Source organism: Stenotrophomonas sp. YJH_SMC_69 (assembly GCF_059370495.1).
On the sequence record NZ_JCAFTS010000004.1, the window covers coordinates 185,332 to 210,390 of the forward strand.

General features: G+C 63.6%; 20 protein-coding genes. 14 read left to right on the plus strand and 6 right to left on the minus strand.

All coding sequences use genetic code 11. The features are described 5' to 3' along the window. The first annotated feature begins 879 nt into the window (after nt 1–879). Nucleotides 880–1,869, plus strand: coding sequence for a fumarylacetoacetate hydrolase family protein (locus tag AC5P8F_RS08785; protein ID WP_046428698.1), 990 nt, complete (start codon nt 880–882; stop codon nt 1,867–1,869). A gap of 14 nt (nt 1,870–1,883) precedes the next feature. After that, nucleotides 1,884–2,552 (plus strand): maleylacetoacetate isomerase, encoded by a 669-nt coding sequence (maiA, locus tag AC5P8F_RS08790; RefSeq protein WP_032957926.1) that lies wholly within the window; start codon nt 1,884–1,886, stop codon nt 2,550–2,552. A 44-nt stretch (nt 2,553–2,596) separates the two neighbouring features. Here the strand turns inward: maiA and AC5P8F_RS08795 are convergent, their stop codons facing one another. The 3 genes from AC5P8F_RS08795 to AC5P8F_RS08805 all read right to left on the minus strand — a co-directional run bounded on the left by AC5P8F_RS08795 (nt 2,597) and on the right by AC5P8F_RS08805 (nt 6,580). Beyond that, the gene (locus tag AC5P8F_RS08795; protein ID WP_495227938.1) at nt 2,597–4,057 is read right to left on the minus strand and encodes a UdgX family uracil-DNA binding protein; all 1,461 of its coding nucleotides are present in this window, start codon (nt 4,055–4,057) and stop codon (nt 2,597–2,599) included. Then, a complete protein-coding gene (locus AC5P8F_RS08800) occupies nt 4,038–5,321 on the minus strand; it encodes a putative DNA modification/repair radical SAM protein (RefSeq protein ID WP_495219983.1) in 1,284 nt (427 codons plus the stop codon). The genes AC5P8F_RS08795 and AC5P8F_RS08800 overlap by 20 nt, the downstream gene beginning before the upstream one ends. 131 nt (nt 5,322–5,452) lie before the next feature. Further along, nucleotides 5,453–6,580, minus strand: a complete 1,128-nt coding sequence (locus tag AC5P8F_RS08805; RefSeq protein ID WP_014645840.1) for a PilT/PilU family type 4a pilus ATPase — start codon at nt 6,578–6,580, stop codon at nt 5,453–5,455. A gap of 121 nt (nt 6,581–6,701) precedes the next feature. On the opposite strand from AC5P8F_RS08805, the gene AC5P8F_RS08810 reads away from it, so the two are divergent. The 12 genes from AC5P8F_RS08810 (at nt 6,702) to AC5P8F_RS08865 (ending at nt 21,976) form a co-directional block, all read left to right on the plus strand. Next, nucleotides 6,702–7,067, plus strand: coding sequence for a DUF4398 domain-containing protein (locus AC5P8F_RS08810; protein WP_005415160.1), 366 nt, complete (start codon nt 6,702–6,704; stop codon nt 7,065–7,067). Next, on the plus strand, nt 7,064–7,948 hold the full coding sequence (locus AC5P8F_RS08815; RefSeq protein WP_288496498.1) for a hypothetical protein: 885 nt from the start codon (nt 7,064–7,066) through the stop codon (nt 7,946–7,948). Before AC5P8F_RS08810 ends, AC5P8F_RS08815 begins: the two co-directional genes overlap by 4 nt. Before the next feature lie 324 nt (nt 7,949–8,272). Next, nucleotides 8,273–8,509: an HP1242/YdcH family protein gene (locus tag AC5P8F_RS08820; RefSeq protein WP_005407964.1), complete on the plus strand. Its 237-nt coding sequence runs from the start codon at nt 8,273–8,275 to the stop codon at nt 8,507–8,509. A gap of 301 nt (nt 8,510–8,810) precedes the next feature. Further along, entirely contained in the window at nt 8,811–10,181 is a 1,371-nt protein-coding gene (locus AC5P8F_RS08825) for a pyridoxal-phosphate dependent enzyme (RefSeq protein WP_014645842.1), read from the plus strand. Nucleotides 10,182–10,304: 123 nt separating this feature from the next. Next, entirely contained in the window at nt 10,305–11,477 is a 1,173-nt protein-coding gene (locus tag AC5P8F_RS08830; protein WP_495227941.1) for a cystathionine gamma-synthase, read from the plus strand. Nucleotides 11,478–11,505: 28 nt separating this feature from the next. After that, nucleotides 11,506–12,288 carry an ABC transporter permease gene (locus tag AC5P8F_RS08835; RefSeq protein ID WP_053494789.1) on the plus strand — a complete coding sequence of 261 codons (783 nt, stop codon included), beginning with the start codon at nt 11,506–11,508 and terminating at the stop codon, nt 12,286–12,288. 15 nt (nt 12,289–12,303) lie between these two features. After that, a complete protein-coding gene (locus AC5P8F_RS08840; protein ID WP_069118025.1) occupies nt 12,304–12,909 on the plus strand; it encodes an acyltransferase in 606 nt (201 codons plus the stop codon). Next, a complete protein-coding gene (locus AC5P8F_RS08845) occupies nt 12,893–14,140 on the plus strand; it encodes a glycosyltransferase (RefSeq protein ID WP_053494791.1) in 1,248 nt (415 codons plus the stop codon). Before AC5P8F_RS08840 ends, AC5P8F_RS08845 begins: the two co-directional genes overlap by 17 nt. Beyond that, nucleotides 14,140–15,432 (plus strand): ABC transporter ATP-binding protein, encoded by a 1,293-nt coding sequence (locus AC5P8F_RS08850; protein ID WP_053494792.1) that lies wholly within the window; start codon nt 14,140–14,142, stop codon nt 15,430–15,432. Before AC5P8F_RS08845 ends, AC5P8F_RS08850 begins: the two co-directional genes overlap by 1 nt. Next, nucleotides 15,432–18,986 carry a polysaccharide pyruvyl transferase family protein gene (locus AC5P8F_RS08855; protein WP_495228017.1) on the plus strand — a complete coding sequence of 1,185 codons (3,555 nt, stop codon included), beginning with the start codon at nt 15,432–15,434 and terminating at the stop codon, nt 18,984–18,986. Before AC5P8F_RS08850 ends, AC5P8F_RS08855 begins: the two co-directional genes overlap by 1 nt. Next, nucleotides 18,983–20,248, plus strand: a complete 1,266-nt coding sequence (locus AC5P8F_RS08860; RefSeq protein WP_495227942.1) for a glycosyltransferase — start codon at nt 18,983–18,985, stop codon at nt 20,246–20,248. Before AC5P8F_RS08855 ends, AC5P8F_RS08860 begins: the two co-directional genes overlap by 4 nt. Before the next feature lie 366 nt (nt 20,249–20,614). Then, a complete protein-coding gene (locus AC5P8F_RS08865; RefSeq protein ID WP_495227944.1) occupies nt 20,615–21,976 on the plus strand; it encodes a hypothetical protein in 1,362 nt (453 codons plus the stop codon). Between the two features lie 193 nt (nt 21,977–22,169). Here the strand turns inward: AC5P8F_RS08865 and AC5P8F_RS08870 are convergent, their stop codons facing one another. From AC5P8F_RS08870 to AC5P8F_RS08880, 3 genes are read right to left on the minus strand one after another with little or no spacing between them, the layout of a single operon-like run. Beyond that, the gene (locus tag AC5P8F_RS08870; RefSeq protein ID WP_069118022.1) at nt 22,170–23,141 is read right to left on the minus strand and encodes an NAD-dependent epimerase/dehydratase family protein; all 972 of its coding nucleotides are present in this window, start codon (nt 23,139–23,141) and stop codon (nt 22,170–22,172) included. 3 nt (nt 23,142–23,144) lie between these two features. Beyond that, nucleotides 23,145–23,522, minus strand: coding sequence for an SMR family transporter (locus AC5P8F_RS08875; protein WP_053494798.1), 378 nt, complete (start codon nt 23,520–23,522; stop codon nt 23,145–23,147). Between the two features lie 29 nt (nt 23,523–23,551). After that, nucleotides 23,552–24,958, minus strand: a complete 1,407-nt coding sequence (locus AC5P8F_RS08880; protein WP_053494813.1) for a UbiA family prenyltransferase — start codon at nt 24,956–24,958, stop codon at nt 23,552–23,554. Between the last annotated feature and the right edge of the window lie 101 nt (nt 24,959–25,059).

Genomic DNA, 25,059 nt, shown 5'->3' on the forward strand with positions numbered 1-25,059 from the left:
TGCGAGAATTGGGTGCAGCCGGCACGAAGCGCAGGCTGGAATGCGTGACGAACGGCGTCGGAGTGGGGGCGGGCGAAGAGGGCGGACCCTGGTCGCCGGCGATCCCGGAGGGAAACGGACGGCCGCTGCAGACCCTGCAAGTCTAAACGATGTTCGAGACTTCGCGCAAAAAGGCCTGTTCAGGTAGGGGCGTCTCTGCAGGGCTGCGCCCTGCACCCGCAGAGGCTGAAGCAACGTCAAAGGCCGGTTCCTGTGGGTAGGCGGGGTGGGTCCGGTGGCAGGGGGCGCTGCAAGTACCCCTCCCGGGGCCCGGCCCAGCCGCTGGCGGCTGGGCGTTCGGGCGCTTGCGAAGCGGTGCTTCGCAAGCAAAGCGCCCTCACCCATGCAAGCTCGGTCGCCGCATCTATGCGGCTCACGCCCCTGCCACCGGACCCACCCCGCCTTCGACAGTTTCCTGCGATCTGTCGGAATGGCATGGGGTCAGATCCGTTTTCCGCAGGAAAACGGATCTGACCCCGGAATTTCATTCGATATCTGACAGATTTCATCCACGCATGGCGTGGATCTACTGGCCACCGGCCTACTGTCGAAGGCGAGGTACTGTGGGTTTGCGGGGTGTGAGCGGCATGGATGCCGCGACCAAGCCCCCATGGATGGGTTTACGGCGTCCCCGCAAACCCACAGTGCCTCGCCATCCCACGGAATGTCCGCTGTTGCTGTTGCGTCGGCTGTTGCCTTGGCTTGAAGCAGGTGCAGGGCTGCAAGCCCTGCCGAACCCCCCACTACGGTAGGGTGGGCCGATGCCGCGCTGCAGCTTGGCGTCGCCGCAGATTTGATTACACTTGAAACTTGTTTGCCCACGACTCCGGACACCCACCCATGAAGCTTGGTTCTTTGAAGGAAGGCGGCCGCGACGGCACCCTGATCGTCGTCTCGCGTGACCTGCGCCACGGCGTGCGCGCCACCGGCATTGCCGCCACCCTGCAGCAGGCCCTGGAGGACTGGAGCCACATGGCACCGCGCCTGAACGCCCTGTACGAATCGCTCAATGCCGGCGATGCCGATGGCGTGTTCGACCTCGACCCGCAGGCACTGGCCGCGCCGATGCCGCGCGCCTATGAGTTCGTCGATGGCAGCGCCTACCTGCCGCACGTCGAGCGCGTGCGCCGTGCCCGTGGCGCCGAGGTGCCGGAGAGCTTCTACACCGATCCACTGATGTACCAGGCCACCAGCGCCGGCTTCTACGGCCCGCGCGATGCGGTCAAGGTGGTCAGCGAGGACTACGGCATCGACCTGGAAGCGGAGATCGTGGTGATCACCGACGACGTGCCGATGGCGGTGACCCCGGAACAGGCAGCCGGTCATATCCAGTTGGTCGGCCTGGTCAACGATGTCTCGCTGCGCAACCTGATCCCGGGCGAGCTGGCCAAGGGTTTCGGCTTCCTGCAGTCCAAGCCGCGCTCGGCGCTGTCGCCGGTATTCGTCACCCCTGACGAGCTGGGTGCCGCGTGGCAGGACAGCAAGGTGCACCTGCCGCTGCTGACCCACATCAACGGCCAGTGGTTCGGTGCGCCGGAAGCGGGCGTGGACATGCAGTTCAATTTCGCCCAGCTGGTTTCGCATGCGGCCAAGACCCGTCCGCTGGTCGCCGGCACCATCGTCGGCTCGGGCACCATCGCCAATGAAGACACCAGCAAGGGTGCGTCGTGCTTCGCCGAGCAGCGCGTGGTCGAGACCCTGCGCGATGGCAAGCCGAGCACGCCGTTCATGTCGTTCGGCGACGTGGTCCGCATCGAGATGCTCGATGCCGCCGGTAACAGCATCTTCGGTGCGATCGAGCAGCGCATCGAACAGGCGGCCAGGCCCTGAGCATGGAGGCGGCCATGGAGATCCCGGTCGACGACGGCATCGTGCTGTACACCTACTGGCGATCCAGCGCCGCCTACCGCGTGCGCATCGGTCTGGAGCTGAAGGGCCTGGCCTGGGAGGCCCGGCCGGTGCATCTGGTGCGCGACGGTGGCGAGCAGCACCGGGATGCCTATCGGGCGCTCAACCCGCAGCAGCAGGTGCCGACCCTGCTGCATGAGGGGCATGTGCTGACCCAGTCGCTGGCGATCCTCGAATACCTGGACGAGCGCTTTCCGCAGGTACCGCTGCTGCCGGCCGACGCCGCCGGCCGCGCGCGGGTGCGGGCGCTGGCCCAGCTGGTGGCCTGCGACATCCACCCGATCAACAACCTGCGGGTGATGCAGTACCTGGAGCGCGATCTGCAGGTGCCGGCCGATGCGCGCACGCAGTGGACCCTGCACTGGATCGCCGAGGGCTTCGCGGCGATGGAAGCCCTGCTGGTCAACAGTCGTGACACCGGCGCCTTCTGCCATGGTGACCGTCCCGGCCTGGCCGATATCTGCCTGCTGCCGCAGCTGTACAACGCCCACCGCTTCGGCCTGGACCTGGCACCGTACCCGACCCTGCGCCGCATCGAAGCGGCCTGCCAGGCAGTGGATGCCTTCGACCGCGCACGCCCGGAAAACCAGCCCGACGCCGCCTGAAAAAAAGGGGACGGAGGGGATTAAGTCGTATATGCACTTACGACTTAATCCCCTCCGTCCCCTTTCTGCCGCAAACGGGCCAGGTCATCGCGGAACACCCGGTAGGCTTCCTCGCGGCGCGCATCGTCGGTCTGCCGCAACACCCATGCCGGGTGCACCGTGGCGTAGCCGCGCGTGCCGTCCTCGAGGGTGTGCCAGCGTCCGCGGTCGCGTGCGAGGTCGAAACCACGACCGAATACCGAGGCTGCGGCTGTCGCGCCGAGGCATACGATCACCTGGGGCCGCACGCGTGCGATCTCACCCATCAGCCAGGGGCGGCAGGCCTGGATGTGGCGGCTTTCCGGCCGCTTGTGCAGCCGCACCTTGCCGCGCCGCTCATGGTGGAAGTGCTTCACCGCGTTGGTGAGGTACAGCTGGGCGCGATCGATTCCCAGTTCCGCCAGTGCGCGGTCCAGCACCTGGCCGGCAGGTCCTGCGAACGGCTGCCCGCGCAGATCCTCGGTATCACCGGGCTGCTCGCCGATCACCATCACCCGCGCATCGGCAGGCCCCTGCCCGAACACGGTCTGCGTGGCCTGCTCCCATAGCGGGCACTGGCGGCAGGCAATGGCCTGTCCGCGCAGATTGTCCAGGCTGCTGGCATCGGCTGCCGGCGCCGCAGCGTTCGCACGCGGGGGAATCCTGCGTTGCGGTGCCTGTGCCGGCCGGTCATGCATTTCCTGCACGCGGTCGGCCGCGTCGCGCACCAGGCGTGGCAGCAACTGTGCTTCAGGCAGGTGGCGCCAGTACTTGGCCGGCATCTCCTGCATCATCATCCGTGTGTTGAGTCGCGCCGGATTGAAGATGCTGGCGTAGTAGGTCTGCCACAGCGACTCCCGTGCATCCTCGGCCGGGGCATCTTCGCGCCGTGCACCGGGGCCGAAGGCAAGCGCCTGCCCATCCCAGGCGACGCTGCGCGAAGGGGTCAGGATCGCCCAGCGCATGCCGGTGAAGCGGCGCGCGAAGAACGGCGCGACCCGGTCGACGATGTGGTGTTGCGGCTCGAACCAGGCGATGAACGCATCGGGCTGGCCAGGTACCTCGCGGAAGCGCACGAATGCCTTCATCTTGTGCGTGTCACGGCGGACGGCCTGGGCGAGGGCTGTCGCGCGCAGGACATCGGCGTCGGCGGGGTTGCCCAGCACTGATCGCTCGCCATGGGCGATGCGCCACAGCAGGCGATACAGCAAGGCCAGGCGCTGGGGATCGCGATGGCACAGGCAGGTGGCCGCCAGCTCCAGGAAGTCACGTGGAACGTTGGGTGCACCGGCATCGGCAAGCATCGGCGCCTGCTGCACGGCCGGCGCATCCAGCAGCGAGGTGTCGCTCCCTTCCAGCCAGTCCAGTTGAGGTGGCGCCACGCCGCGCAGCAACGCTTCGCGCGCAGCATCGCGCCAGGCCTGCAGCGACCACGGCGGATCCACCCGCAGCGACCAGCGCTGCGCGTCAGGATGCAGACGTTGCATCGAACAGCGAACCCTGGCGCGGAGGCGGGGCCAGCTGCGCGCGCAGCGCCGCCGGATCATCCAGTGCTTTGCGCGGGTGATGGTCGGCCAGCAGCACGAACGGCAGCAGCTTGCTCATCGGTGCCTTCAGGCGCGCGATGTCGGCCACGCGCAGCCGCCCGTGGCGGCGTGCCATCAGCACGCGCTTGACGTTGCGCACGCCAAGGCCGGGCACGCGCAGCAGCATTTCCTTCGGTGCCCGGTTCAGATCGACCGGAAAGCGCTCGGGATGGCGGATCGCCCAGGCCATCTTGGGGTCGATATCCAGGTCGAGCATGCCGTCCTGGGTGGTATCGGTAATCTCATCCACGCCGTAGCCGTAGAAGCGCAGCAGCCAGTCAGCCTGGTAGAGGCGATGTTCGCGCTGCAGCGGTGGCGGCTGCAGTGGCAGCTGCCGGCTGGCGTCCGGAATCGGGCTGAATGCGGAGTAGTAGACCCGGCGCATGCGGTAGTTGCCGTACAGGCTGTCGGCGCTGGCCAGGATCTGCTGGTCGTTTGCCCCGTCCGCGCCGACGATCATCTGGGTGCTCTGCCCGGCCGGTGCGAAACGGGGAGGGCGCGGGCGAACACTGCGACTGGCCGTCGGCGCCACCACTGCGGGGGCCTTGCGAGCTTCCTTGGCTTCCTCGATGCGCCAGCGCAGTTCGCCCATCGCGCCACGGATCGAATGCACCGTCTTCTCCGGTGCCAAGGCGCTCAGGCCGGCTTCGGTCGGCAGTTCCACGTTGATGGACAGGCGGTCCGCATAGCGCCCGGCACTGGCCAGCAGTTCCGGCGAGGCCTCGGGAATGGTCTTGAGGTGGATGTAGCCGGCGTAGCGGTGTTCTTCGCGCAGCTGCCGGGCCACTTCCACCATCTGCTCCATGGTGTAGTCCGCATTGCGGATGATGCCGCTGGACAGGAACAGGCCCTCGATGTAGTTGCGCTTGTAGAAGTCCAGGGTGAGCGTGACCACCTCGTCCACGCTGAAACGCGCGCGGGCCACGTTGCTGGAGACCCGGTTCACGCAATAGGCGCAGTCGTAAATGCAGAAGTTGGTCAGCAGGATCTTCAGCAATGAAACGCAGCGGCCGTCGGGCGTGTAGCTGTGGCAGATGCCCATGCCCTCGGTACTGCCGATACCGCCACTGGCGCGCGAATCGCGTTTGCCCGAGCCGCTGGAGGCGCAGGACGCGTCGTATTTGGCGGCGTCGGCCAGAATGGCCAGCTTGCGGATGGTTTCCATTGGGGAAACCTACGGATGAGGGGTCTCATTGGATGAGACCGCCCATGAACGCTTCAGAAAAAAGGGGACGGAGGGGATTAAGTCGCAAATGCACTTACGACTTAATCCCCTCCGTCCCCTTTTTCGTGGGGTCAGAAGCCGTGGGTGATGCTGGGTGCGCCGGCCGAGAAATCGGCGTACGGGTCGTGCTCGCCGCTGCTGCCTTCGGACAAACGGAACTTCAGGGCCAGGCCATCGCGCGAGTCGGCCGCGCGCAGCGCTTCCTCCTGCTCGATGATGCCCGCCTTGGCCAGCCGGAACAGGCACTGGTCGAAGCTCTCCATGCCTTCTTCCAGCGAGCCTTCCATCGCCGCCTTGATCTCGTGCACCTGGCCGCGACGCAGCAGGTCGCGGATCATCGGCGTGTTGATCAGCACCTCGGTGGCCGGCAGGCGACGGCCCTCCTTGTTCTTCACCAGGCGCTGGCTGATCACCGCACGCAGGTTCAGCGCCAGGTTCATCAGCACGTTCTTGTGCGCGCTTTCCGGGAAGAAGTTGAGGATGCGCTCGATGGTCTGGTCGGCGTTGTTGGAGTGCAGGGTGGCCAGGCACAGGTGCCCGGTCTCGGCGAAGGCGATCGCCGCCTCCATCGTTTCCGCATCCAGGATTTCGCCGATCAGGATCACGTCCGGCGCTTCACGCATCGCGTTCTTCAGCGCGTTGTGGAAGGCGTGGGTGTCCAGGCCGACCTCGCGCTGGTTGACGATCGACATCTTGTGCTTGTGCAGGTACTCGATCGGATCCTCGATGGTGAGGATGTGACCGGTGGTGGTGCTGTTGCGGTGGTCGATCATCGACGCCAGCGAGGTGGACTTGCCGGAACCGGTGGACCCCACCACCAGCACCAGCCCGCGCGGGGTCATGATGACGTCCTTCAGCACCTGCGGCAGGTTCAGCTCCTCGATGCTCGGGATACGGCTGCGGATGGCGCGGATGACCATGCCGACCTCGCCCCGCTGCTTGAACACGTTGACGCGGAAGCGCCCGGCATCGGGCAGGGCGATGGCCATGTTGAGCTCCAGCTCGCGCTCGAACTGCGGCACCTGGCCTTCGTCCATCAGCGAGTAGGCGATTTTCTTGACCATGCCCGGCGGCAGGCCGGTGTTGCCCAGCGGATAGAGCTTCCCCTCGATCTTGATGTAGACCGGTGCCCCGGTGGTCAGAAACATGTCCGAAGCGTTCTTTTCGGTCATCAGCTTCAGGAAGTAGCCGATATCCATTGCGAATTTTCCCCAACGAAACGGCCGACGCCCGTTGCCAGCACGGTGTCGGCTTGACGACAATGGCCGTGAACCGACAACCGGTACGGCCTCCCCAATGAAACGACTTAGCTTCGCACGAATGCGCCATGGCCTGTATGTGATGGCGTTTGCATTCGCACTGTCTGCCCCCGCCTGGGCGCAGGACGCCGCCCTGGAACTGGCGCAGGCCCGGCAGGCGGTCGACAAGGCCACCCAGGCCGACGCCGACCAGTACGCCCCGGACCTGATCGGTCTGGCCCGGCAGGGGCTGGAGCAGGCCCAGCGCGCCGCCGGCGACCGCCGCGAACGGAAGAACGCCCCGGCGATGGCCCTGCGCGCCGCCGCCGATGCCGACCTGGCACGCGTCCGCAGCGAGGAAGCCACCGTCACCGCGCAGCTGCAGCTGCGCCGCAACGAGGTCAACCAGCTGCAACGCCAGCTGTCGACCGGGGAGGACCGCCGGTGAAGCCGATGACCGCCGCAACCCTGGCCGCGCTGCTGGCGCTGCCGACCCTGGCCGTGGCCGCCGACAACCCGATGGTGGCGCAGCTGAGCCAGCGCCTGATGGCCATCCAGGCCAACCCGGATACCGCTGAGCTGGGCGCCTTCGAGCGCATGCAGGCCCAGCAGGCCATCGCGACCCTGGACAAGGCCAAGCGCCGTGACCAGGAGCTGGCCACCTACCTGGCCGAGCGCCGGGTGGAGATTGCCGAGACGGCCGTGCGCACGGCGATGGCCGCGCGCGAGGTCGACCGCCTGGAGCGCACCCGCAGCGACCTGCTGATCGAGGCCAGCCGCCGCGACGCTGCCCGCGCCCGTCAGGAAGCCGAGCAGCTGCGCATGCAGGCGCAGATGCAGGCCGAGGAAGCCGAACGCCTGCGCCAGGCCGCCGAGGCCGAAACCCTGGCCCGCCAGGACGCCGAAAACGCCCTGACCAGCGTGGCCGGCAAGCAGCAGCAGCGCCTCAGCGCCGCCCAGCAGAACGCCGCCAAGCTGGCCCGCGAGGAGGCCGAGCTGGTGTCGGGCCAGAAGCTGCCGGGTTCGAAGTTCGATGCGCGCGGTGAGGTCTTCACCTTCGGGGGCGACGCGTTCGCTGCAGGTGCGTCCAGCCTGTCTGGCGGCGCCCGCAACCAGGCCAAGGCGCTCGCCGAGTACCTGAACATCGGCAAGAAGGGCCGCCTGCGCATCGAGGCCTACGACAGTGCCAACGGCGTGGGCCAGAAGCGGGCCGAAGCGCTGCGCGACGCCCTGGTCGCGGGTGGTGTCGCCAGCAACCGCATCCAGGTCAGCGGCAAGAAGGCAGCCTCCACCCGGGCCCGTTCGGCCGAGGTCATCATCGCCCCGTAATGCATTGATATTGTTTGTTTTTCGTTGCAATGAGCATTCAGCCTGAACCCCGCCCCGGCGGGGTTCGGTCTTTTTGACGCAGGGGTCTTGTACCCCGCCTTGAGCAGGCGTAGGGTCAATCGTCCGGGACGCAATGCCGCGGACCGGACGATGGGAGGGCCGGGCCGATGCAAGCAGGGCGCGAACCGCAGCAGATCGACGTGCGCAGGCCAGTGCCGCAGGTCGTTGCAGGCGTCCAGGTGGCCATCGGCCGGCGCTCCTCCATGAACAACGCCCCGTGCCTTGTGGCCGGGGCGTTCGTGTATCTGTCGAAGGAGGTCCATCATGTTTGAAGATCAGCCCCAGAGCGAGATCGACGCCCGTCGCGCGCGTGATCCGGAGTTCAGGGCACTCCATGACCAGCACCGCAAATTGAACAAGAAGTGCATGGACGCGGAGTTGGGTGTACTCCCGATCGATGATGTCACCCTGGGTCGCATGAAGCGTGAGAAGCTGCTGGCCAAGCAACGCCTTCTGCGAATGTACGAAACACCGCTCCCAACGACGTCCCCCACGCTTTGACGCACCCCGTCGCGCCCGGAACGGCGTGACCCGGCCATCGATGGCCCCGCCGGGCGACCCCGCCCCGGCATCGCGGCACCGCCGATGAGGCGGCCGCGCCAAGGCACCACAGGCGGTGGTGCCTTGGCCAGCAGGCACAACTCACCGATGCGGGCGGTACCGGTCTCCTCGTCGATCCGGGGCCGCCCGCATCCCTTCATGGGGCAGGCGGGCGGCATGCCTGCACCGACCTGACATTCAGCGCCATCCGTCGGATAATCATCGGTCCGGCCCTGCGTGGCGCGAATCGAAAGTCCTCCGAATGCCCATCCATTCTTCCGTCCTCGAACTCATCGGCCAGACCCCGATCGTCAAGGCCCAGCGCCTGGACACCGGCGTCTGCGAGCTCTACCTGAAGCTGGAGAGCGCCAACCCGGGCGGATCGATCAAGGATCGCATCGGCCTGTCGATGATCGAGGCGGCGGAGCAGCGTGGTGACCTGAAGCCGGGCGCGACCCTGGTTGAAGGTACCGCCGGCAACACCGGCCTGGGCCTGGCGCTGGTGGCACAGCAGAAGGGCTACAAGCTGATCCTCGTCGTTCCCGACAAGATGAGCCGCGAGAAAATCTTCAACCTGAAGGCGATGGGCGCTGAAGTGCGCCTGACCCGTTCAGACGTCGCCAAGGGCCATCCGGAGTACTACCAGGACCTGGCCAAGACCATCGCCGAGCAGACCCCGGGCGCCTACTTCATCAACCAGTTCGGCAACCCGGACAACCCGGCCGCGCATGAGTTCGGCACCGGCCCGGAAATCCTCGAGCAGATGGGCGGTGACCTCGACGCCATCGTGTTCGGCTGCGGCAGCTCCGGCACCATGACCGGCCTGTCGCGCGCGTTCGCCAAGCTGTCGCCGAAGACCGAGCTGGTGCTGGCCGATCCGGTCGGCTCGATCCTGGCCGAATACATCAACGACGGCGTGCTCAACGACAAGTCGGGCAGCTGGCTGGTGGAAGGCATCGGCGAGGACTTCCTGCCCTCGATCTCCGACTTCAGCCGCGTCAAGAAGGCTTATGCGATCAGCGATGCCGAGAGCTTCCACACCGCGCGCGAGCTGCTGGGCAAGGAAGGCATCCTGGGCGGTTCGTCCACCGGCACCCTGCTGGCGGCGGCGCTGAAGTACTGCAAGGAGCAGACCACGCCGAAGAGGGTGCTGGTGCTGGTCTGCGATACCGGCAACAAGTACCTGTCGAAGATGTACAACGACTACTGGATGCTGGACAACGGCTTCCTGCAGCGCCCGCAGCACGGCGACCTGCGCGACCTGATCCTGCGCCCGTACGGCCAGCGCGACACCGTGGTGATCGGCCCGAACGACCTGCTGACCACCGCCTACCAGCGCATGAAGCTGTACGACGTCTCGCAGCTGCCGGTGATGGACGGCGAGAAGCTGGTCGGCATCGTCGACGAAAGCGACGTGCTGCTGCATGTCTATGGCGACGAGGCGCGCTTCCGCGACACCGTGGCCACCGCGATGGTCAGCAAGCTGGACCGGCTGGACGTGAAGTCGCCGATCGAGGCCCTGCTGCCGGTGTTCGACCGCGGCCAGGTGGCGATCGTGATGGACGGCGACGCCTTCCTCGGCCTGATCACCCGCATCGACCTGCTGAATTATCTGCGTCGGCGCGTTCAGTAAGGCGTTTATCGCCGCAGATCGCTGCTGAATCCCGGTTTATCCGCGTCAAAGCTCGTTAAGGCCGCGCTGATAGACTCCCGCTCCTTCGACGGCGCCGGTCATCGGCGCCAATCAGGAAACGACATGTCCAACGCTTCTTCCCCGGACCGCGCGCTGGCCCTGGCCACGCTGGCCATCCACGGCGGCCAGTCGCCCGACCCCAGCACCGGCGCGGTGATGCCACCGATCTACGCCACTTCGACCTATGCCCAGTCCAGCCCGGGCGAGCATCAGGGCTTCGAGTACTCGCGTACCCACAACCCGACCCGCTTCGCCTATGAGCGTTGCGTGGCCTCGCTGGAAGGCGGTACCCGCGGCTTTGCCTTCGCTTCGGGCATGGCGGCCAGCTCGACCGTGATCGAGCTGCTCGACGCTGGCAGCCACGTGGTGGCGATGGACGACATCTACGGCGGCAGCTTCCGCCTGTTCGAGCGCGTGCGTCGCCGCACCGCCGGGCTGGACTTCAGCTTCGTCGACCTCACCGATCTGGCGGCATTCGAAGCCTCCATCACGTCGAAGACGAAGATGGTCTGGATCGAGACCCCGACCAACCCGATGCTGAAGATCGTCGACATCGCCGCGGTCGCCGCCATCGCCAAGCGCCATGGCCTGATCGTAGTGGTCGACAACACCTTCGCCTCGCCGATGCTGCAGCGTCCGCTGGAACTGGGTGCGGACCTGGTCCTGCATTCGGCCACCAAGTATCTCAATGGCCACTCGGACATGGTCGGTGGCATGGTCGTGGTCGGCGACAACGCCGAACTGGCCGAGCAGATGGCCTTCCTGCAGAACTCGGTGGGGGGCGTGCAGGGCCCCTTCGACAGCTTCCTGGCCCTGCGCGGCCTGAAGACCCTGCCGCTGCGCATGAAGGCACACTGCGCCAACGCGCTGGCGCTGGCCCAATGGCTGGAAAAGCACCCGGCGGTGGAGAAGGTGATCTACCCGGGCCTGGCCTCGCACCCGCAGCATGAACTGGCCGGCAAGCAGATGGCCGGCTACGGCGGCATCGTCTCGATCGTGCTCAAGGGCGGGTTCGAGGCGGCCAAGCGCTTCTGCGAGAAGACCGAACTGTTCACCCTGGCCGAGTCGCTGGGCGGTGTTGAAAGCCTGGTCAACCATCCGGCGGTGATGACCCATGCCTCGATTCCGGTCGCGCGCCGCCAACAGCTGGGCATCAGCGATGCGCTGGTGCGGCTGAGCGTGGGCGTGGAGGAGCTGGGGGATCTGCAGGTGGATCTGGAGAGGGCACTTCAGTGACCGTCGGATTGTCCATGGTGTCTGACGCATGAGTGCCTCGAATCTGGCTGGTCTCATCTTCCAGCTCACCCGGCGTGAAGTCAGTGGCCGCTACAAGGGCTCAGTGCTCGGCTTGTTCTGGTCCTTCGTCAATCCGCTTTTGATGCTCAGCGTATACACGTTGTTCTTCTCGGTGATCCTGAAAGTTCGCTGGGGCGATCAGCCACAGCGTCAGGCGGATTTTGCGATCCTGTTGTTCGTCGGCCTGATCCTCCATGGATTCATCGCCGAATGCATCAACCGCGCGCCGGGATTGATCACGGGAAACGTCAACTACGTCAAGAAGGTCGTGTTCCCGATCGGCATTCTGCCGATCGTTTCCTGTTCATCGGCGCTGTTCCATTGGTTCATCAGTCTGAGCGTTCTGGCGCTTGCACTGGTGTTCGTCGGGAACGGTGTTCCGGTCACTTTTCCGTTGATTCTGGTAGTGATGGTCCCCCTGGTGCTGTATGCGCTGGGCATCAGCTGGATACTGGCGTCTGTGGGCGTTTACCTGAGGGACGTCAACCAGGTGGTGGGTGTTTTCTCGCAGATCCTGCTGTTCATTTCGCCAGTGTTCTTCCCGGTCACCAAGATTCCCGAGTACATCCGCCCGCTCTTCCTGGCCAATCCGCTTACGACGATCATCGAGCAGGCCCGTGCCGTCGCGGTGTTCGGTCAGCTGCCGGACTGGTGGCAGCTGGCGGGGCAGTTTGCTGCCGCGTCTGTGGTCTGCCTGCTGGGAATGGTCTGGTTCCGTCGCACCAAGTGTGGATTCGCTGATGTCCTTTAAGAAGGAGCTTGCACGATGAGTCGCCTGAAGCAATGGCTTCTTCGCCAGCGTTTCTTCTATGTGCTTATGGGGCTGAAGTACTACCTCGGCAACAATGTCGTTGCCCGCTTTCCGATCGAATGTGTTCGCCGGTTCTATCTGACCCGCGTGCTCAAGGTGGCGATCGGCAAGGACACGCACGTCAGCATGCGCTGGTTCGTCACCGGTTATCCGGTGCGCGCGCACGTCAGCATCGGTGACAACTGCGTGATCAACCGGGAGGTGTATCTGGATGGCCGGGTAGGCGTGGTTGTTGGAAACAACGTCAATGTTTCCTTCCAGACCTGCATCCTCAGCCTGCACCATGACCACAACGCACCGACCTTTCCCGCGATTGGCGGCGTGGTCACCATCCAGGACCATGCCTGGATCGGTGCCCGCGCCACCTTGTTGCCGGGCGTGACCATCGGCGAAGGTGCCGTGGTTGCGGCGGGTGCGGTCGTGGCACGCGACGTGGCACCGTATGAGGTGGTGGGTGGCGTACCCGCCCGAAAGATCGGTGAACGCAACCGGGATATCCAGTACCTCACCAGGTTCTCACCGTATTTTGATTCGGATATCTTCGATGAAACCGCAGGTTAAGAAACAAGTCCTCGTGTTCATGCTGGCGCCTTCGCTGCCGGCGGTGACGGGGGGCGACATCTATGCGGTGAACGCAGTTCTGCCGTTCGCCGAGGAGATCGACTACCATCTGTTCTGCTACGTCGGCGGCGACGCCGACCGACGCAAAGTCGAGCAGCATCGCGCGCTCTACGACAAAGTGTTCCGGTCGGTCCATCTCGAGCCTCGTCCGAAGATGCCGTTCGAGCTGCCCAAGGTGCAGCGTGCCCTGTCGATGGCGCGGCAGGCACTGCAGGGTCTGCCTTTCATCGATGCCAGCTACTACAGCCGCAGCGCCGTTGCGGCTGCACGTCGCATCGTCCGGGAACAGGGCATCGATGCGATCGAGGTCAACTCGACCCATCTGGCGTTCTTCCGTCGATTCTTGCCACAGGTGCCGGGCATCCTGCTGAGCCACAACATCGAAGCTGACATTTTTCCGTTCTGGATGCCGGCAGGCCTGACCGGATGGAAGCTGCGTTTCATGGAATGGGTTGCCAGCCGAAGCCGGCGAGCCGCGAAGGCTGTCGAGATCGACAATGCCTTCGGGTTCTCGGCGATGACCTTCATCTCTCGCCATGACATGTCGCGGGTTACCGACAAGGTCCCGCGCTACCTCATGCCGCTGCACTTTCCGTTGGGTACCACGCGTTTTGAAGACAAGCCGGATGATGTCTTCCACGTACTGTGGATGGGAGGCTTTGGCTGGTACCCGAATGCGGAGGCGGTGACCTGGTTTGCCGAGAAGATCCATCCGCTGCTGGCAGGCCAGTTGCAGGAGCGGAAGATTGTTCTGCACTTCTGCGGCGGCAATCCTCCGGAGGCGCTGCAGGCATTGCATGACGGCCGCAACGTTCTCGTGCATGGCTTCGTCGACGACCTGCAATCGCTGCTGGACAAAGCGCATCTGCTGATGGTGCCACTGCTGTCCGGCGGCGGCATCCGCGTCAAGATCGTCGAGGCGATGTCTGCCGGCATCCCGGTACTCAGCACCAGCAAGGGGTGCGAGGGCATCGGCGCGACCGACGGCGTGGACATCCTGGTGCGTGATGACGCAGAAGGGTTTGCCCGTACATTGCTGGAATGCGCGCAGGACCGAGCGCGACTGGCAGCTCTGTCGGCGGCAGGGCAGGATCTCATGGCGCGCGAGTATTCACAGCAGGCAAGCCTGGACGCCAAGCGAGCCGCCTATCGGCATGCGGGGGTGATGTGATGCAGGCAGCAGATACGCCGTTGACGGCTGCGCCGGTGGTTTCGGTACGTGGTGTCGGCAAGGTCTTCCGCATTTTCGACCGTCCGGCGCAGCGCCTGTTGCAGCCGGCAGCAAACCGGCTCCGGCGCCTGGTGGGCATGCAGCCGCAGCCGGCGCGCGTGTTCCATGCGTTGGACGACATCAACTTCGACATCGCGCCGGGCGAAACTGTTGGAATCATCGGCCGCAATGGCAGCGGCAAGTCGACGCTGCTGCAGATCCTGGTCGGTACGTTGCAGGCCAATACCGGCAGCGTGACCGTCAACGGGCGGGTATCGGCGCTGCTGGAACTGGGCGCTGGTTTCAACCCGGAATTCAGCGGGCGCGACAACGTCTACCTGGCAGGTGCCATCATCGGCCTGGGTTCGGCGGACATGACCCGCCTCATGCCTGAAATTGAAAAATTCGCCGATATCGGTGAATTCATCGACCAGCCTGTCAAGACCTACTCTTCGGGCATGTTCGTACGGCTCGCGTTCGCCGTGGCGATCCACGTGTCACCCGATATCCTGGTTGTGGATGAAGCGTTGGCAGTGGGCGACACCGCCTTCCAGACCAAGTGCCTTACCCGCATTCGCAAGATGCAGTCTGAAGGCGTCAGCATCATCCTGGTTACCCACTCCACCAATACCCTGCTGGAATACTGCGACCGGGGCATCTACCTGCGTCGCGGACGGGTCGTGCTGGACGGACCGTGCCGCGAGGTTGTCAAGAAGTATGCCGACGACCTGGTGGACGAAGAAGGCGGAGCCGTGATCTATGCGGACGAGGCCCTTGCCAGCTTGCAGGACGATGGCCTGCCTGCAGACGCTGCGGCATTGCCGGCAAGCGAAATCACCGGCGTGGAGATTCTCGACCTGCAGGGGCAGCCAAGGACGACGTTCGGCCATGGCGAACAAGTACTGGTGAAGGTCGCCATCCATGTACGCCGGCGTATCGAGCAGCCCTGCTATGGAATTCAGTTGAAGAGCGTGGATGACATCGCCCTGTGGGCTGGCACCACCCAGAACATGAGCCTTTCGCCGCTGCCGACGGAACCGGGCGATTATGTTTTCGACTGGCAGTTGACGTTGAATGTCACCGGCAACCGCTATGTGCTGGCACTGGGCATCGGTGACCTCGACACGGGCGAGTACCACCGTCACTCACGCGTGCCCTACGCGGGCCATGTGGATGTATTGCCTCAGCCCCATTCCGGTCATGGCTGGCTTGCTCCCGCCCCTCGCTTCACCGCACCAGTGAGAACTGCATGATGACGCACTCCAAGCCAGTATTCAGGGCCCTGGTCGTGGGTTTCTATGGAGCACCCAACGTGGGCGACGAGGTGCTGCTGGACCTGCTGGTCCGTCGCATCCGCGAACTGGGCGGCGAGCCGGTGGTTGCCAGCATCGATCCCTCGTTGACCCGTCGCATGCATGGTGTGGATGCCGTGCAGTTTGCCAATGTCGGGGACATCGCTCGTGCATTGATGCATTGCGACGTACTGGTGATGGGGGGCGGCGGCATCTTCCAGGACCATCATCCCTTCAACCTCGATGCGGTGTACCTCCCTTATGCGAACGACATTTCCGGCTATGCACGGCCGATGCTGCTCGCGCGGCAACTGGGAGTGCCGACAATCGTATGGGGGCAGGGGGTTGGGCCGCTGAGTTCAGAGGGCGCACGCACCCTGGTGCGCGAGTTGTTCCAGCATGCGGCCGCCGTATCCGTGCGGGATGAATCATCCAAGGCACTGCTGCGCCAGATCGGCGTGGATCGGGATATCCTCGTTGCCGCCGATCCGGGATGGTTGTTCCGCCGCTATCACCCATTGCCGGCGCAACAGGCCGCGCACGATGCAGGCCAGCCGCAGAACAAGGTACTGGCGGTGGTGGTGCGTGAATGGGACAAGGGGCAGTGGAAAACGTCCCTGGTGGAGGCGTTGCGCACTGCAGTTCCTGCAGGATGGCGGATCCAATGGGTGGCGTTCCAGGCCCATACCGAAGGCAGTGGTGCGACGTCCGACCTGCCCTTGATCGAATCGCTGCGCCAGCAGCTACCCGGGCGCAGCAATGATGAACTGATCGCACCGGCAACAACGGATGCGACCTGGCAGACAATCGCCAGCGCTGACGCGGTGCTGTCCATGCGCCTGCATGCCAGTATCCTTGCCCTGCTGGCGGGGAAGCCCACCGCAGGCCTTGAGTACGACGACAAGCTGTCGCATGCCCATGCGATGGCTGGAATGCCGTCGATTCTGAGGCTGTCGACCGACGATGGCCCGGAGCGCTTCGTGCAGGCGATCGAATCGCTGGTCACCGAAGCCTGGCGGCCGGATCCGCAGGTGGTGGACAGCCTGGAAGTGTCCGCCAGCGCGCACCTGCAGCTGCTCGACGGCTGCTCCTCCCTGCCGCCGGTGCCCCTTCGCTTCGACGCAACCTCCACAGACTGGTTGTCACTGTGGTTGCAACAGGCACTGGTCGAGCTTGAACAGACCCGGCAGCAGAGCCAACGCGCCCACGATCTACTGCTGTTCCGGGACCATCAGCTTGCCGAGCAGACGACGCAGAACACAAACCTGACGCAGCAACTTGTCGAGAAGCAAAAGAAGATGAATGAAGACATGGTCCGCCTGGATGCGGCTCAAGGCCAGCTGCAGGAGAATGCGCAGGCATTGCAGCAGATCAGGCAGGAAAGTGCGCAGGCACTGGAGCAGATCAAGGAGGAAAGTGCGCAGGCACTGCAGCAGGTCAAGGAGGAAAGTGCGCAGATGCTGCAGCAGATCCAGCAGCAGTTGGCAGGCAAGCAGGCCTATATTGATGACAAGGAGGTCTACATTGCGATCCTGCTGCAGCAAATCGAACAGGTGCAGGCCGAGCTGGCGCGCAGCCGTCAGGAGACCGCAGATGCGCTGAATCTCTGGCGTCGCCTGCGTAGGTTCCTGCAGTTGCTTCGCCGCGATCTGGTGCGCCTGCTGGCCGCCCCCTTCAAGTTGGCTTCGGTCTGGAGGCGGCACGGGTTGAAGGTCGCACTGCAACAGATCCCGCGACGCATGAAGACGCTGGGTGTTCCTCAGACCGCTGCCACGCAACAGATGGCGGAACCGCCACCGCCGATGGTGCGACCGGTTCGCCGCGAACGCCTGCTGGTGATCGCCAACACGTTGACCACCGACGGCTGGCCCAACCGGGCGATGCACTTCGCGAAGGCGGGCGATCGTGCCGGCTTCTTCGTGCGCATCACCGCGGTGGATGGAAGTGCCTGGCCGGACGATGGCAGCGGCCTGCCGGCGCGTCTCGCTGTCGATGCGCACGCCTGGCTGCAGGAAGTGCGTGCCGAGGGTACTCGCGTTCTGCTTGCCGATGCATCGCCGGAGGCGCTGGGCCTGGCCCGGTCGGCACGTGAACGCGGTGCCGAAGTGATCGTCGACCTCGCTGCACTCGGTGCGGATTCTCTCTCCGCGGAACTGCGCGTCCTTACTGATCGCGTTGTCACCGGAACCCCGGAGCAGAAGGTCGATGGCCTGCCGTCGCGCTTCCTGGGCGCGGCTGGAGACAATGAAATCTTCGACTCCTACCGCAGTCATGGGCTGCCGCAGGCATATGAGGACGGGCGACAACATGTCCTGTTCGTTGTCCTCGGCGGAGACGGCGACGCCTGGCTTGATGCCGCGCTGAAGGCGTCCCCCGATCTCGTTTTCCATGTCACGGGAATGAACGTGGATGGCCGCGACAGCCGCCAGGTACGTGCCCTCGATTGGTCGTGGCAGCCGCAGCAGATGGCTCCGCTGATCGCCGGCGCGCATGCGGTTGTCATCGTCGGCGGGGCCGGGGACCGCACGCGCCTTGCCGACCTGTCAATGGCGGCGCTGCTGCTGGAGAAGCCGGTGTTTGTCGATGCGCTGCCGTCATTCGCACCGTCGCCCAACCTGCATCGGGTGGATGCCGTGCAGCTTTCCGCACAGCTGGCCGGCGCCACTGCATCGGAAGACTACGCATTCATCGCCCGCCACGCCTGGCTGGGCCATGTCGAGCAGTTGATGCAACCGGAGTATCCGGTGTCGGTAAGCGTGGTTGTGCTGATCCACAACAACCGCCGCATCATTGAGCGCTGCGTGAGCACGTTGCTGGAGCACGCCGGGGAATGGCTGCAGGAAATCGTGGTTGTCGATAACCAGTCCAGCGATGGCGGCGCCGAACTGGTTGAATCGCTGTACGCAGGGCATGCCAAGGTGAAGCTTGTGCGCAACAGTGAGAATGGATGCTCCTCGGGTCGCAACCTGGGCGTCAAGCATTCCACCGGCCGTTATATTGCGTTCTTCGACTCCGACCAGTGGTTGACCTCTCCGTCCTGCTTCAGTGAAGCCGTGAACATCCTGGCGGCCAACCCCGGTGTCGGCACCATCGGCTGGAATGCAGGATGGTTCGACGCCACGCGTGATGACCTGGGTGGACCCATCTCCGACTACCTTCCCAATCGCGGCATGAACAACGAGGCCCGCATCAAGGGATACCGCGATGACGTGGGTTTCCTGGGGACCAGCTGCATGTTCATTGCCCGTGACCTGTTCGAGCGTCTGGAAGGCTTCGATGTGTTCTACGACCCTACGTGCTTCGAAGACACGGATATCTGCTTCCAGGTGAAGAAGGCTGGTTATTCGGTGGCGTTCCGTGACCTGGCCGGTGTCCGTCACCAGCCGCACCAGACTACCGGCGCCAGCGAGGGCAGCGAGCGCTACAAGCAGCTGTTCAACCGCAACGCAGCCTACTTCCGCGACAAGTGGAAGGGGTATCCGGAGTTCTTCGTGGACCTCAAGTCCTGGCATTGAGCGAGGCAGAGACGGCAATGGGGTGGGGCAAGGTCAAGCGACGGCTGCTGGAAGCCATGCTGATGTTCGGCCCTGGGTTGTACGGTCGCTGGTCGATGTCACGGCCCACAGGAACACCCGTGGAGGTTCCGTCGACGGAACGCCCGCGGGTGCTCCTCGTGGACCATGATTTTCCCGAGATTGACCGTGATGCGGGATCGCGTGCGATCTCATGCTTCGCTGACCTGTTGGTCGATGCCGGCATGGAGGTCGTCTTCTGGTCGGCAACGATTGAGCCCTCCGCAGCTGGGAGAGCTGCCCTTGAAGGGAGAGGCATCACCCCATTGAGTCGACGGGAAACGGGGGCACTGGACGGATGGTTGGCGACGTTCGGAGGGAGTTTCATCGGGTCGGTGTCAAGCCGCCCACTGATCGCGGCTATGTATCTACCGGTCCTGCGCGCGGCGATTGCCGGTACTCATCTCTATTACGGGCACGACATCCACTATCTGCGGTTGCAGTTGATGCGTGCTACGTCCAAGGCCACCCTTGCCGATCATTGGCAGTGTCTGTTGATGAGAGTGGTGGAACAGCGGGCGTGGAGAAATGCCGACGTAGTTCTGTATCCCTCTAAAGATGAGGCTGAAACAGTGAACCGTTACCTTGCTGATCGCGGCTTGGCTGGGAACGGCGAGATGTTCCCGCTGTGGACCGTGGATGCAGGATCCATGCAGCACACGCCCGGCCCGGGCAAAAGATCGGGATTGCTGTTCGTTGGCAGCATGGCGCATGCACCAAACGCAGATGGTCTGGACTGGTTTCTGCACAAGGTGCTGCCCTTGCTTCAGCGGGGGGGACAGGCGCCGGTCCTCACCGTGGTGGGCTCCGGTATGGAGAACTACCGTGTGCCCCAGCATGCCTCTGACACGGTGCGTATTCTCGGTCGCATCGATGATGCTGCATTGGAGCGCTGTTACTCGTCTACGCGCCTGGTCATCGCGCCGTTGCGTTTCGGCGGCGGGGTCAAGGGGAAGGTGATCGAGGCAATAGGGCAGGGTGTTCCAATCATCTTGACCGGTGCGGCCGCGCAGGGCCTGGCTGGAGTCGAGGATATACTGCCGACTACCGATGACCCGTCGAAGTTTGCTGCTGCCATCCAGGCGCTGGATCAAGACGACCAGGCTTGGTCAGCCGCGTCTACCAAGGCGCGCCTGTTCCTGGCGGAACACTATGACCATCGTCAATTCGTGCAAAGGCTCAGGCACCTGCTGCTGCATTCCTGATCGGGAGTGAAGTCCTGTGATGCACGAGACTGTCCATGGGGCAATGTGTCCTATCGCTCGCTGGATCGGCTGCAGGTAGCCGCGCGGGCCTGCCCAACCATGCCGTTGGCTCACAAAGGATTGGCTTGGCCATCATCCAGTCGAGTAGCATTCCGCACGGGATACGACGTCTTCAGGGCAGTCAAAGAGCCGATTGGGCCCGTTCACGGCCATCGGTACCTCGGCCTGGATGATGCTAGGCCGGTCAAATTCAGTTGGGCGAATCTGGAGTTAGGGGAAGATATGGATTGGAGTAACTTGGCTGGGCGGGCGCGGTCGCAGCTGCACTCGATGTGCACTGATGCCCCGAGCCATGGCGGATTCAAGATGGTGGCTGCGCTTCTGTCCATGCTGCTCGTGGCATCCGCTTATAGCCAACTATCGAATCTGCATGTGTTCGGTCACGATGAAGTTCACTACAACCACTATTTCCAGCTGAAGCTGTTGCAGGATGGCCGGTGGCTGAACTACATCTTCAAGGATGTGCTTGTCAGTATTGACGCGTCGGCTTGGTTCGCCGCGTATATCGCCGCACATCTTTTGCTGGTCTATCGCATTGCGCGCCGCGCAGGCCTGTCGGTTGCACTGGCACTGATCATTTCGGCCGTCGTTTCGATCTCTCCGCCAGTCGTGGAACAAAGCATGTGGCCGGCCACTGCGTTCTCGGCAGTTGCAGTCCTGATCCTGGCCGAGGTGGTCACGCGGCGAGTGGCGATAGCACCGGTTGCGGTCTATGCGGCGCTCGGGATCCTTCTGTTCGGGACGATGCAGAGCTACTACTTCCTGGTCCCGCTCCTGTTCATCGGCGAATTTGCGTCCGAACAGCGGAGTGCTCGAGATCGATGGAGGTTGTGGTTGCAACACACGCTCAGCTGGGTGGGAGGGGCGGTACTCGGCGCTTTGGTCATGTCGATGATGCTGCTGCTGCTGGCAGGGCATTTCGGTCCGCAGGTGGATGACTGGCGATCGCCACATCCGGCCAAGGATCTTCCCTCTTTATGGCAGAACGTAAGCTACGTCATTGGATCATTCGGGAAGTGTGTAGCTTCCATTGGCAAGGCCTCGAACCTGGATGGTTGGTTGCTGTTGGCAACCGTGCTGCTGCTCGTTCCATTCGCCGTTCGCCGGAAGGGTTCAGTCCAGATCCTGTTGACGCTCGCAATGGTCGCTGCGGCGTTCCACGCATTCTCGATTCCGTTGGCACCAGTAATTACCACGCGCAGCCTGATCGCGCTGGTACTTGGACTGGCGCTGTTTTTCGGCCTTCTTGGAGGTGGGAATCGTATCTCACGGGCGGTCGTATTCCTCCTCCTGCTGGCGGGCGGTATTGGATTCCAGGCACAGGCCCGTACGTTCCTCCAGACCCAGGTGGAAACGACCTCCTTCCTGTTTGAGAAGATCCACACGCTATTGCCATTGCCGGCAGACCGGTATTCAGTACTGGCGGTTTCCGGCCGCATGCCGGGTGGCAAAGAGCCAGCTGCCACTTTCAACAACGAATACTTGATGAATTCGGTGGTGGTGGCTACCGGGGCCAGGAGTTTTGTTGATTGCCGGACGCACGAGCCAGAAGTGTGCGCGATGGCGGTGGAAGGTGACGCCGTGAATGAAACCGGGCTGGGTGAAGGGCGACTGAGGCTCTTCCAGGATGCAAAGGGTGGCGCGGTCATCGTCTATAGCGATGACTGATCAGGCGCCGCCAGTGCGTCCGGCCCGACGTAGATCGCAGCGGCTCCCGTGCAAGGAGGTCATCGCCATTTCCTTGCTGGGGCAGCATCGTGGTGGTTTGCCGCGCTGATCTCTATCCCGCCTCGCCGGACTTTTCTCCGGCGAGGCCAGTGATACGGAGGCGACCCCATCCAGGTCCCTCCATGCAGATCATTCAGATCTGCTTCCGGTAATGTGCGTACGCTGCAACGAGCATGTCCTCGTCATTGCGTGTGGGATGCCAATCCAGAACTTCCTGCGTAGGTGCAATGTCGACCACGTAGTTGATGTCGGCGATCTGATACTGCTCCCGATGCAGCAGCGGTTTGCCCAGCTTTTCCAGAAGCGACAGGGTCATCTTCAACGGCTTGGCGGGTACCGGCACTACAATCGAGCGCGAGCCGATACGCTTGATCGTATTGCGCAGCAACTGGCGAACTGGTGGTGCATCGCCCGATCCCAAGCTCAGTGCGACGGCGGGGAATCCCTTCTCGACCGCAGCAAGGATTGCGCTGACGACATCCTCCACGGCGATCATCTGGTAGCGGTTCCGACCGCTGCCGATGGTTGGCACGGGAAGGCCAAGGTCCATCAGCCGGAACAGCTTGATCAGGATGCCAAAGCGTCCGGGGCCCACAATCATGCGTGGACGCAGGACGGTAATCAGGTAGCCCTCGGTTCGTGCTTGTTCGCACAGCTGTTCCGACGCCGCTTTGCTGCGTCCATACGGCCCCAACGGGTTGCGTCGGTGCGTTGGAGGTACAGGCAGCGATTCCGGCAGCCCGTACACCATGTCCGTGCTGGTATAGATCAAGCGTGGCTGGCGCAGTTTACGCATCCACTTCAGTACATTGGCTGTACCGGTAACGTTGACCTCGGCGAACCAGGCGTCCTGTTCTTTTGCCGGCACGGCGTTATGGAATTGCCTTGCCGCAAGATGGTGGACGACATCACCTTCATCCAATGGCACGCGCGACAGCGCCGCAGTATCCAGAATATCCAGCTGGTGATGGACGACCCTGCCGGAGAATTCTGCAGGCAGAGGCAGCAGGTCAACGGTCTGAACCTGCTGGCCCTGTGCAAGGAGGGTCCGGACGAGATGCGATCCGGTGAAGCCTGAGCCACCAATGACAATATGCTTGGTCACGGCTCAGCCCCCACGCGCGACGAGAACGACGCCAGCACAGATCAGCGCGATTCCAGCCAGCTTCATTACGCTGACCGGTTCACGGAAGAACAGATATGCAGCACCAACGACAATCACGTATCCCACGCTCAGGAAGGGATAAGCGAAACTCACCTGGACCTTGGAGAGGACGTACATCCAAAGCACGATGCTGATCGCATAGCACGACAGTCCGCTGAAGACCCACGGATTGAGGACAACGCGGATGGCGCCCTGTGCGAGCTCAAGCACGCCCTGGTTGGTCACCAGCGAAACATTCGGCATGCCTTTGCGAAGGAAAAGCTGCGCACTCGCATTGAGGGCTACGGAGAACAGAATGAGTGGGATGAATTTGAGATACATGCGATCAACTTTGGAATGATGAGGAGGCATTACCAGTGGCGTGTCGCCGCCATTACGATGATCAGCCCGGCGAGGCCGACGCCCTGGCTGACGCGGTCGCGCGCTGCGAACACGATGGGGTCATCATGCATGTCGCCCCGGTGGGCGACAAACCAGGCACGGCTGATCCAGTACAGCAGCACAGGACAGAGCAGCCAGAGCACTTGGGGCGTGGCGTACAGTCTGAGGCTGTCAGGGCTGTTGATGTAGAGGGCGAAGACCAGAACGCCGATGTAGCCCGCAGCTGTCCCGAATGACTGCACCAGCGGCAGATCGGCCACGGAGTATCCGCGACCGGAGGCTTTCTGCTTTCCCTGCGTTGCAGCCGCGGTTAGTTCGGTATAGCGCTTGAGAAGGGCAAGGCTGAGGAAAATGAACATCGAGAACGCGAGCAGCCAGAATGACCGTGGCGAATCGATTGCAAAAGCGCCGCCGATGATCCGCACGGTGTAAAGCGCCGCCAACACCACGACATCGATCATCACGATGCGCTTGAGCGTGAACGAATAGGCCAGGGTCGTGATGAAGTAGATCAGCAGGACCAGTGCAAACGCAGGACTTGTCCACAGCGCCAGTGCGAAACCGGCCAGTGTCAACAAGGGGGTGGCGACCAGGCCATGAAACAGGGGCAAGGTCCCGGCCGCGAATGGTCGCTTCCGCTTCCGTGGATGCTGCCGGTCTGGCGCCAGATCCAGCAGGTCGTTCAGCAGGTAAACGCCGGATGCGCACAGGCCGAAGGCAAGGAAGGCGAGCGCCGCGTTTACTACGGCTTCTGGTTCGAACAGACGGTGCGCGGTAAGCAGTGGAACCAGTACCAGAAGGTTCTTCAGCCACTGGTACAGCCGCAGGGCCTTGATCCAGGTGCGGAGCCCTCCGGGCTGTCCAGGCAGGTGGTCGATCAACCGGGTTTGCGCGCGGGCCTGGTTTGCCAGCGATCCGGTGGCGTTGACGACGACAGCACCTGCGGCGTGCTTCCAGACCGGCAGGTCAACGCGGTGGTTGCCGAGATAGTCGAACCCCCGTTCCCCATAGCGCTCGACAAGGGCTTCAGCCTTGGCGTGCCCGGCCAGATTGCGGGCCCCATCGCTGGCGATGACCTCGTCAAAAACGCCGAGATGATCGGCGATCGGCTGGACCAACAGCCGGTCCGAGGCGGTGCACAGGACACGCGGACGCTGCGGTGTCGCGCGCAGCATGGCCACGACACGCTCATCGTATGGCAGGGTTTCAACCTGCAAGGCCACCCGGGAAGCGAGCTGGCGCTTAACATAGGCCTTGCCGCGCAGCAGCCAGAACGGTACCAGCAAAGCAAACAGCGGGTTGCGCGCCAGCAGGGCCAGCAGTGATTCGTACAGCAGGTCGCTACGCAGCAGCGTCCCGTCCAGATCGACGCACAGGGCTGCTCCCGGCGTCAACTCACCGGATCCAGCCGGTACATCATTGTGATGCGACATATGCCGCAGTTCCCCTCATCCAATAGTGCGGGGAGTATACGAGG